Origin of the sequence: Nocardia sp. No.11, assembly GCF_038752175.1 — a bacterium.
Taxonomy (GTDB): domain Bacteria; phylum Actinomycetota; class Actinomycetes; order Mycobacteriales; family Mycobacteriaceae; genus Nocardia; species Nocardia canadensis.
This window is the reverse complement of sequence record NZ_JBCGFB010000179.1, coordinates 1-9323: the sequence shown is the minus strand read 5'-3', so window position 1 is coordinate 9323 and position 9323 is coordinate 1. Positions and strand designations below refer to the sequence as shown.

Genomic DNA, 9323 nt, shown 5'->3' with positions numbered 1-9323 from the left:
GGCCGCGGTGGCCGCGGTGGCCGCGCAGCTGAGCAACGGCGCGCGGATCGCCCGCGGTGTCGCGCTGGGCATCCTGGGCGCGGCGTTCGCGGTGCGGGCGGTCGGCGACGCCGGAAACGGAGTGCTGTCGTGGTTCTCGCCGCTGGGCTGGTGTCTGCAGATCCGCCCGTACGCGGAAGAGCGCTGGTGGGTCCTGGTGCCCCTGGCCGCCGTCGCCACCGGGGCGACCCTGCTCGCCTACCAGCTGCTGCGAACCCGTGACCTCGGTGCGGGACTGCTGGCCGACCGTCCGGGTCCCGCCACCGCGGGTGCCGCGCTGTCGGGCCCGGTCGGACTGGCATGGCGGTTGCAGCGGGGGTCGATGCTGGCCTGGACGATCGGTTTCGGCCTGTACGGCCTGCTGATCGGTGGGGCGGTGCAGAGCATCGGCGGCATGCTCGACGACAGCGGCACACTCCAGGACGTGGTCACCTCGATGGGCGGCTCGGCCGATCTGGAGAAGTCGTTCATCGCCTACGCGATCACCATGCTGGCCGCGGCGGCGGCCGCGTACTCGGTGTCGGCGGTGCTGCGGCTGCACGAGGAGGAGAACACCGGTCGTGCCGAGAGCGTGCTGGCGGCGCCCGTCGGCCGCGTGCGGTACGCGGCGAGCCATCTGCTGTTCGCGCTGGCCGGACCGGCTGTGACACTGCTGGTGGCGGGTCTGGGCATCGGCGTCGTCTGGGGCGCCACCGACGGTGACGTGGTCGGCAAGCTCGGCGAATCACTGGGTGCCGTCGCGGTGCAGCTGCCCGCGGTCTGGGTGGTCACCGCGATCGCGCTGCTGCTGTTCGGTGTGGTCCCGAAGTACGCGTCGCTGGCCTGGGCGGTGCTGAGCGCGATGATCGTCATCGTGTTGCTCGGCTCGCTGGGCACCTTCCCGCAGTGGCTGATGGATCTGGTGCCGTTCGTGCATCCGCCGAAGCTGCCCGGCGCGACGTTCGACATCGTCCCGATCGGGTGGCTGCTGCTGGTCGCGGTGGCGGGAATCGCCGTGGGACTGACCGCCTTCCGTCGGCGCGACCTGCGCTGAGCCGGGGCCGGGGTGGTGCGCATCGCCCACCACCCCGGTGGTCAGTACGCGCCGTCGCCGCGGGTGACCGCGCCGATGGTGCGGCCGATCAGGATCAGATCGAGAACCATAGACCAGTTCTCGACATAGGACAGGTCCAGCCGCACCGAGTCCTCCGGGGACAGGTCCGAGCGCCCGCTCACCTGCCACAGCCCGGTGACACCGGGCTTCACCAGCAGTCGGCGGCGCATCTCTCCGTCGTAGCTGTCGACCTCGCGCTGCACCTGCGGTCGCGGCCCGACCACGCTCATGTCCCCGCGCAGCACATTGAAGAACTGCGGCAGCTCGTCGAGGCTGTACTTGCGCAGGAAGCGGCCGACGGGAGTGACGCGCGGGTCGTCTTTCACCTTGAAGAAGACCGGATTGCCGCCGTGGCTCTCGATCAGCGCGTCCACGGCGCGGTCGGCGCCGACCAGCATGCTGCGGAACTTGATCATCCGGAACGGGATGCCGTCACGGCCGATCCGTTCGGACAGATAGAAGATCGGCCCCGGGCTCGTCGTGCGTACCGCGAGCGCGATGGCCAGCAGCATGGGCGCGATGAGCACCAGCACGGCGGTGGCGAAGCAGAAGTCGAACAGCGCTTTGCGGCTGGACTTGGCGTGGTCGTAGCGGGGCCCGTCGATGTGCAGCATCGGCATGCCGGCCACGATCCGGTTGGTCAGCCGGATACCCGCGATGTCGACCACGCCCGGCGCCACGATGAGATCGACGCCCAGGGGATCCAGCTCCCAGGCCATCCGTCGCAATTCGACCGGGCCGAGATGGTCGGTCGCCGCCACGGCCACCGAGTCGGCGCCGCTGCGGCGCACCGCCTCGAGCACCGAACGATCGTCGCCGAGCACCGTCGGTCCGTCGACCGTGGTGAAGCGCCGGTCACCGGAGCCCGCGGGCACACAGACGCCGACGATCCGATAGCCGGAACCGGGGTCGTCGGTGAAGGCGGTGGCCATGGCGTGCGCGGCCTCGGGCGAGCCGACCACGAGCACCGCCGTGTGGCAGCGCCCCTGGGCGCGCCAGCGTCGCAGCCGCGACCGCCAGGCCAGCCGGCCTACGATCAGGGCGCACAGCCCGGCGGGCAACGCGATGGCGAGATAGCCGCGCGCCACCTCGACCCGGAACAGCAGCGCGAGGATGGCCAGCACCCCGAACAGGCGCATCGTCGCCGAGACCAGCCGGCGGAATTCCTCGCTGCCGGAGCCGATCACCTGCGGCGTGCGGGTGCCGTGCAGCAGCGCCAGCCACCCCGCGGCCAGCGCCAGCGACACGACCGAGTAGCCGATCTCGTAGGGCAGCGGCCAGGCCAGCGGCGGCGCGGCGGGACCGTCGAAGCGCAGGACCTGGGCCGCCGCCACCGCGGCGAACACGGCGGCGACGTCGGTGACGGCCAGGCGTTGCAGATACGCCTCCTGCCAATTCTCGCGCTGCGTTCGGCGCAGCACTCGGACACCGTTGACCACATTCACATCGCTGCCACCGGTGAGCTCGAAGCTCATGAACCCACACCTCCCCCTCGGGAGACGAATCAAATTTCCGGTCGCCGTCGACCGGAATGCGGCCCGCTCGGCCGCCCTCTGCCCGTCGATTCGATGCCCGCCCGCTGATTGTTACAGAGTCTCGAGGCGACTTCTTTCCGAAGGTTAAGGGCCACAGTGCATTCCATAGGTAGCCGAGTATGATGGCTATCACATGGCTATCGGGAGATGAATGATGGCTATCGGATATGATCGCAGGACAATTGATTTCCGGATGGGACGGATCACAATTCGCCGAGGAGAAGTTGTCGTCGCCGACAATTTGCCGAAATGCCCGCGAACAGCCGCGATCCCGAAACATGCCATGAATTGGTTTCCACCCCGGTTGTTTCGAATGGCCCCCGCCTACCTCCGGTTGTAACGTCTGACCACGCCGCGCCGACGTCCGGCATGTCCGGCGCCGGCCGCGACGGAATGAACAGCTAGAAGGTGAGCCCGCGTGCAGTGTCGTCTCTGCGATTCCGATCGGCTCGAGAGCGTACTCGATCTGGGCGCGACCCCGCCGTGTGAGAGCTTCCTGTCCGAGACCCAGCTCGACCTGCCGGAATCGACCTATCCGCTGCACCTGCGCCTGTGCCGGGACTGCCTGCTGTTGCAGATCCCCGCACTGATCACGCCGGAGGAGACCTTCACCGAGTACGCGTACTTCTCGTCGTACTCACACAGCTGGGTCGACCACGCCGAGCGGTTCGTCGCCACCGCGACCGAGCGGCTGGGGCTCGACACCGATTCGTTCGTCGTCGAGGTCGCCAGCAACGACGGCTATCTGCTGCGCCACGCCGTGGCCCGTGGCATCCCGTGCCTGGGCATCGAGCCGTCGGTCAATGTCGGCGAGGCGGCCAGGTCGGCGGGAGTGCCCACCGAGACCGCCTTCCTCGACGCGGAATCGGCCGCGCGGGTGCGCGCCGAGCACGGGCCCGCCGATCTGGTGGTCGCGAACAACGTCTACGCGCACGTCCCCGACCTGCGCGGTTTCACCCGCGCCCTGCGCACCCTGCTCGCCGACGACGGCTGGCTGAGCATCGAGGTGCACCACGCTCTGAACCTGGTGCGGCTGGGCCAGTTCGACACGGTCTATCACGAGCACTTCCAGTACTACACCGTGCATTCGGCCCAGCGCGCGCTCGCGGTCGCCGGGCTGACGGTGGTCGACGTGGAGCTGCTCGAGACCCACGGCGGCTCGATCCGGTTGTGGGCCCGCCCCGAGCAGGTCGCGGTGCCGACCGGGCGGGTGGCCGAGGTCCTCGAGCTCGAGCGCGCCGCCGACCTGCACGTCCCGGCCGGTTACGCCGAACTCGGCGGGCGGGCCGAACGGGTCCGGCTCGAGCTGCTGCGCTTCCTGCTCGACTGCCGGGATCAGGGCAAGCGGGTCGTCGGCTACGGCGCCCCCGGCAAGGGCAACACCCTGCTGAACTACTGCGGCATCCGGCCCGACCTGCTCGAGTACACCGTGGACCGCAACCCCTACAAGCACGGCCGATACACCCCGGGCACCCGGATTCCGATTCATCCGCCGGAGCGCATCGACGCCGACCGGCCCGATGTCGTGCTCGTCCTGCCGTGGAATCTCGAAACCGAGATCACCGCCCAGCTGCGCCATGTCGGCGACTGGGGCGGCGAACTGATCTATCCGCTGCCGGTGCTGCACCGCGCGGGCACGGAAACGAAGGTGAACCGATGAAGGTCGTGCTGTTCTGCGGCGGATACGGCATGCGCATGCGCGGCGGCTCCGACGACGTCGTCCCGAAGCCGATGCAGCTGGTCGGGCCGCGGCCGCTGCTGTGGCACGTGATGCGCTACTACGCGCACTACGGACACAAGGAGTTCATCCTGTGCCTGGGCTACGGCGCCGAGCACATCAAGAACTTCTTCCTCACCTATCAGGAATCGGCGTCCAACGACTTCGTCATCCGCAACGGCCAGGTGGAACTGCTCGGCAGCGATATCGGCGACTGGTCGATCACCTTCGTCGACACCGGGGTCGAGTCCGCGATCGGTGAGCGGTTGCGCCGGGTCCGCGCGCACCTCGACGGCGACGAGTACTTCCTGGCCAACTACGCCGACGTGCTCACCGACGCCCCGCTGGACACCATGGTCGAGACCTTCCACGCCTCGGGCGCCGCGGCGTCGATGATGGTGGTCCCGCCGCAGTCCTCGTTCCACTGCGTCGACATCACCGCGACCGGCGAGGTGAAGGAGATCATGCCGGTGGCCCGGATGCCGCTGTGGGAGAACGGCGGCTACTTCGTGCTCAGCCAGGAGATCTTCGACCTGCTCCCGCCCGGCGGTGATCTGGTCGCCGACGCGTGCGGTGCGCTGGCCGGGCAGGGCCGGTTGTTCGGCTATCAGCACCTGGGCTTCTGGAAGCCGGCCGACACGTTCAAGGAGCGCGCCGAACTCGACGACGCCTACCGCAACGGCTCCCGGCCGTGGATGGTGTGGGAGCAGGCGTGATCGGGCTGTTCCCCCACCCGCCGCGCCGGCTCGCACTGCTCGGCGCGCACTGTGACGACATCGCGATCGGCCTGGGTGCCACCCTGCTCGCCCTCACCGCCGCCGACCCCGAGATCGAGGTCAGGGCACTGGTGCTCTCCGGTGGCGGCACCGCGCGCGAGGACGAGGAACGCGCGGCGCTGACCGCGTTCTGTTCCGGCACCGAGCCCCAGCTCGACGTGCTCGACGTGCCCGACGGCCGCGCCCCGGCGCACTGGGACCGGATCAAGGACGCCCTGGCCCGGTTCCGGCGTGCCGGTGAGCCCGAGGTGGTGTTCGCGCCGCAGCGCGGTGATGCCCATCAGGACCACCGGCTGCTGGCCGAGCTGGTGCCCACGGAGTTCCGCGACCACCTGACCCTGGGCTACGAGATCCTCAAGTGGGAGACCGACACTCCGGCGCCGACCCTGTATCACCCGCTCACCCGGGAACTCGCGCGGGAGAAGTCGCGGCTGCTGCACGAGCACTATCCGTCGCAGACCGGCCGTGACTGGTTCGACGAAGAGGCCTTCCTCGGGCTGGCCAGGATGCGTGGCGTGCAGTGTCACGCGCCCTATGCCGAGGCGTTCGTGCTGGACAAGGCGATCATCAGATGGGAACGGACGTGAACATGCGGGTACTGGTCACCGGGCACCAGGGCTATCTCGGCACCGTGATGGTGCCGGTGCTGCGGGCCGCGGGCCACAGCGTCGCCGGGCTGGACATCGGCTACTTCGCCGACTGCCTGCTCGGTGACTTCGCCGGCGACCCCGAGGGCGCGGCCGTCGACCTGCGCGCGGTCACCGTCGAGCAGCTGCGCGGGTTCGACGCGGTGATCCATCTGGCCGCGCTGTCGAACGACCCGCTGGGCGCGCTGGCGCCGGAGATCACCTACGACATCAATCACCACGCCTCGGTGCGCCTGGCGCGACTGGCGAAAGAGGCCGGGGTGCGGCGGTTCCTGTACGCCTCCACCTGTTCGGTCTACGGAGCCGCCGGTGCCGAGCTGGTCACCGAGGACGCTCCACTGCGCCCGATCACCCCGTACGCGCAGAGCAAGGTGCGCGTCGAAGACGACGTGGCCGCCCTCGCCGACGCCGATTTCGTCCCCGTATTCCTGCGCAACGCCACGGCTTTCGGCTTCTCGCCGCGCCTGCGGGCCGACATCGTGCTCAACAACCTGGTCGGCTACGCGGTGCTCACCGGCGAGGTCAAGGTGCTCTCCGACGGAACCCCGTGGCGGCCACTCGTGCACGCCCAGGACATCGCGACCGCGTTCGCGACCTGCCTGACCGCGCCGGCCGCTGACATCTCCTGCCGCGCCTTCAATATCGGCACCGAGGTCAACAACCTGACCGTGGCCGAGATCGCGGCCGCGGTCGTCGACGCGGTGCCGGGGTCGCGGCTGCTGATCACCGGCGAGAACGGCGCGGACCCCCGCTCCTACCGAGTCGACTTCTCCGCCGCGCGTGCGGTTCTCGGTTTCGAGGCGCGGTGGACGGTACCCGCGGGTGCCGCCGAACTCTTCACCGAGTACACCGCGCGCGGACTCACCGCCGACGACTTCTTCCAGCGGTTCACCCGGCTGCCGCAGTTGCAGAAGCTCTGCGACACCGGCGAACTGGACGCGCGGCTGCGCCGGGTCAGTGCGACGGCGTCAGCGTAGCGAGCAGCCGCGACCAGCTGCCCGCCCGCGCGTCGCGGGCGGAGACCACGCCGACGGGCAGCGGCCAGGCGATCGCCAGGTCGGGGTCGTCGTAGGCGACACCGAGGTCCTCGGCCGGGTCGTGCGGACGGTCGATGCGGTAGCAGACGTCGGCGACCTCGGTCAGTGCCTGGAACCCGTGCAGGAAACCCGGCGGCACGTACAGATGGTGGAAGTCCTCGTCGTCGAGCCGGAAGGCCTGGGTGGCGCCGAAGGTGGGCGAGCCGGGCCGGATGTCGACGAGGACGTCGTGCACGGCACCGTGCGCGCAGCGCACCAGTTTCGCCTCGCCGCGACCGCCGCGCCCGTGCATGCCCCGGATCACCCCGCGCCGCGACCGCGACTGCGAGTCCTGCACGAAGCTCGCCGCCGCACCGTCGACGCCCAGGTGGGCGTCGAATTCCGCGGCGTCGAAGGTACGGGTGAACAGTCCGCGCTCGTCCCGGAACGGCTCGGGAACCAGCACCACCACGTCGGCCAAGTCGGTCCGCTCGATACGCACGAGGACATCCTGTCATGACCCGCCGGTGCCGCGGCTGCGGAAGTACCGCCCTCACCACCGTTCTCGACCTGGGCTCGGTGCCCGCCGCCGACCACTTCCCGCCCCACGACAGCCCCCTCGACCCCGCCGAATCCGGTCATCCGCTGCGCATGGACCGCTGCGCGGGGTGCGGGCTGGCCCAGCTCGCCGACGACGACACCGTCACCGCGGAACCCCGCGGCATCGAACCGCTGGCCCTGCGGGAGCAGGCCACGGCGGCGGTACGACTCGTCGAGACCGCCGGGCTGCTGCGGGGTTCGACGGTGGCCGAGTTCGGCAGCCCGCACGGGGGCACCTGGCTCCCGCTGCTCACCGACCGCGGCTTCACCCCGACCGACGGCCCCGCCGACGTGGTCCTGGACTGCTTCGGCATCATGCACGAACCGGATCAGCGCGCGGCGTTCGCGGCCAGGGCCGCCGCCACCGCGCCCGGCGGAGTGCTCCTGGTGCAATACCACTCGCTGGCCGCGATCCTCGCCCAAGGACAGTGGAATGCGTTGCGGCACGGGCATTTCGCCTACTACTCCCTCGACACCCTGCGCAGCCTGCTGCGCGCGGCCGGGATGAGCGTGGTCAGCGGGTGGCGGTTCGAGCTCTACGGCGGCACCGTGCTGCTCGCCGCTCGCCATGGCGAGCATGACGCCGATCCCAGCGTGGCGGCGATCCTCGCCGCCGAGGCCGCCGCGCCGTCGGCCGACACGTTGCAGCGGGTGGTCGATCAGCACGTCGGCACCCTGCGCGCCTGGCTCGAGCACCGGGCCGGGCAGCGGGTGTACGCCTACGGGGCCGCCTCGCGCGCCGTCGCCCTGCTGGCGATGGCGGGCGCGCACCGCGGCCTGCTCGCCGGGGTCGCCGACGCCTCGCCCGCCAAACAGGGCTGCCGGATGCCGGGAACCGACATCCCGATCATCTCCCCCACAGACCTCGTCCACGCAGTCCCCGATGCCGTCCTGCTGACACTGCCCGACCTGTTCGCCGAGGTCAGCGCCCTGCTGCCCGCGCTGGACGGACGCTGGTTCGTCGACGATCCGGCAGGCCCGCGCGCTCCCGCGCTCGACGGCGTGCCCGGACCACTGTGGCGCAGTTGATCTTTCGCTGAGGACGCACGACCGTTCGAGTGGTCGACGCCAAGCCTCGGTGTCGAGGCCGCCGGTGACGATATCGCCGGAATCGAAGGCGCGCCGCGGCTTTCCGGGTTCCGCCGCACCGTGAACGGGGTGCTCGGCCACACCGATGTCCGCCGTTGCCCGCCTACGGCCCGACCTCTTCGATCTGATCCGGGGTCCCGAGCAGCACGTCCAGCATGCGGGGCAACGTCTCGGCGAGATCGTGGCGGGCCGCCACGGCCGCACGGCCGCTGTCTCGCAGCCGGGCTCGCAGGTCCGGTTCCCGGCCGAGACGCCGCAGCGCCTCGCGCAAGGCGACCGGATCGTCGGGCACGACGCACACCGCCGTGTCGTCGGTGACGTTGCCGCCGTGGCCGGTCGCGACGACCGGCACGCCGACGCTCATCGCCTCCAGCACCACCAGCGGGCCCGCCTCGGGCAGCACGCTCGCCGACACCAGCACGTCCCATCCCCGGATCGTCGGCAACGGATCGACATTGCCGAGGAATCGGACCCGGCCGGCCAGATCGGGCCGCCGCGCTCGTTCCCGCAACGCGGCCAGATACGGTTCGTCACCGGGGTGCGGCGAGCCGGCGATCTCGATCACGACCTCGGGGAGCTCGGCGGCGGCCGCCAGCAGCACGTGCTGGCCCTTCCACTCGGTCACCACGCCCAGGATCCCGACCACCAGCGGGCTGCGCTCGACGACCGGGGCGGCTTCGACCGGCCAGCGCACTCCTTGCCGGGCGACCTCGACCTCGAATCCCAACGCGCGCACCGGCGCCGCGGCACGCTCGGACACCGCGACGGCGCGACCGACCGCGCGGCGGCCCACCCGCGCCACCGTGCGCTG

Annotated in this window: 9 protein-coding genes; 6 read left to right on the top strand and 3 right to left on the bottom strand. The window is 70.6% G+C overall.

What is annotated here, in order from left to right; translation table 11 throughout:
* On the top strand, positions 1 to 1072 hold a 1072-nt coding region (locus V8688_RS29985; protein ID WP_342802203.1), incomplete at its 5' end, for an ABC transporter permease.
* Between the two features lie 41 nt (positions 1073 to 1113).
* On the opposite strand, the gene V8688_RS29980 is transcribed toward V8688_RS29985, so the two are convergent.
* Positions 1114 to 2607: a sugar transferase gene (locus tag V8688_RS29980; RefSeq protein ID WP_316574672.1), complete on the bottom strand. Its 1494-nt coding sequence runs from the start codon at positions 2605 to 2607 to the stop codon at positions 1114 to 1116.
* A gap of 478 nt (positions 2608 to 3085) precedes the next feature.
* On the opposite strand from V8688_RS29980, the gene V8688_RS29975 reads away from it, so the two are divergent.
* From V8688_RS29975 to V8688_RS29960, 4 genes are read left to right on the top strand one after another with little or no spacing between them, the layout of a single operon-like run.
* Positions 3086 to 4327, top strand: a complete 1242-nt coding sequence (locus V8688_RS29975) for a class I SAM-dependent methyltransferase (protein ID WP_342802202.1) — start codon at positions 3086 to 3088, stop codon at positions 4325 to 4327.
* Positions 4324 to 5100: a glucose-1-phosphate cytidylyltransferase gene (locus V8688_RS29970; protein ID WP_218716401.1), complete on the top strand. Its 777-nt coding sequence runs from the start codon at positions 4324 to 4326 to the stop codon at positions 5098 to 5100. The genes V8688_RS29975 and V8688_RS29970 overlap by 4 nt, the downstream gene beginning before the upstream one ends.
* Complete coding sequence (locus V8688_RS29965; protein WP_308248357.1) at positions 5097 to 5747, top strand: PIG-L family deacetylase; 651 nt, start codon at positions 5097 to 5099, stop codon at positions 5745 to 5747. Before V8688_RS29970 ends, V8688_RS29965 begins: the two co-directional genes overlap by 4 nt.
* 2 nt (positions 5748 to 5749) lie before the next feature.
* Complete coding sequence (locus V8688_RS29960; RefSeq protein ID WP_218716409.1) at positions 5750 to 6784, top strand: SDR family oxidoreductase; 1035 nt, start codon at positions 5750 to 5752, stop codon at positions 6782 to 6784.
* Here the strand turns inward: V8688_RS29960 and rfbC are convergent.
* Positions 6762 to 7325, bottom strand: a complete 564-nt coding sequence (gene rfbC, locus V8688_RS29955) for a dTDP-4-dehydrorhamnose 3,5-epimerase (RefSeq protein ID WP_218716403.1) — start codon at positions 7323 to 7325, stop codon at positions 6762 to 6764. The genes V8688_RS29960 and rfbC overlap by 23 nt on opposite strands.
* 14 nt (positions 7326 to 7339) lie before the next feature.
* Here rfbC and V8688_RS29950 point away from each other — a divergent pair, with 14 nt between their 5' ends.
* Positions 7340 to 8452 carry a class I SAM-dependent methyltransferase gene (locus V8688_RS29950; protein WP_342802201.1) on the top strand — a complete coding sequence of 371 codons (1113 nt, stop codon included), beginning with the start codon at positions 7340 to 7342 and terminating at the stop codon, positions 8450 to 8452.
* Positions 8453 to 8615: 163 nt separating this feature from the next.
* Here V8688_RS29950 and V8688_RS29945 read toward each other — a convergent pair.
* A partial coding sequence (locus V8688_RS29945; RefSeq protein ID WP_342802200.1) for a glycosyltransferase family 4 protein occupies positions 8616 to 9323 on the bottom strand: 708 nt, incomplete at its 5' end.

What these genes read in the sequence shown, in the direction of transcription:
- V8688_RS29980 (WP_316574672.1), bottom strand. Translation starts at nt 2,607, where the DNA reads ATGAGCTTCGAGCTCACCGGTGGCAGCGATGTGAATGTGGTCAACGGT.
- V8688_RS29970 (WP_218716401.1), top strand. Translation starts at nt 4,324, where the DNA reads ATGAAGGTCGTGCTGTTCTGCGGCGGATACGGCATGCGCATGCGCGGC.
- V8688_RS29960 (WP_218716409.1), top strand. Translation starts at nt 5,750, where the DNA reads ATGCGGGTACTGGTCACCGGGCACCAGGGCTATCTCGGCACCGTGATG.
- V8688_RS29950 (WP_342802201.1), top strand. Translation starts at nt 7,340, where the DNA reads ATGACCCGCCGGTGCCGCGGCTGCGGAAGTACCGCCCTCACCACCGTT.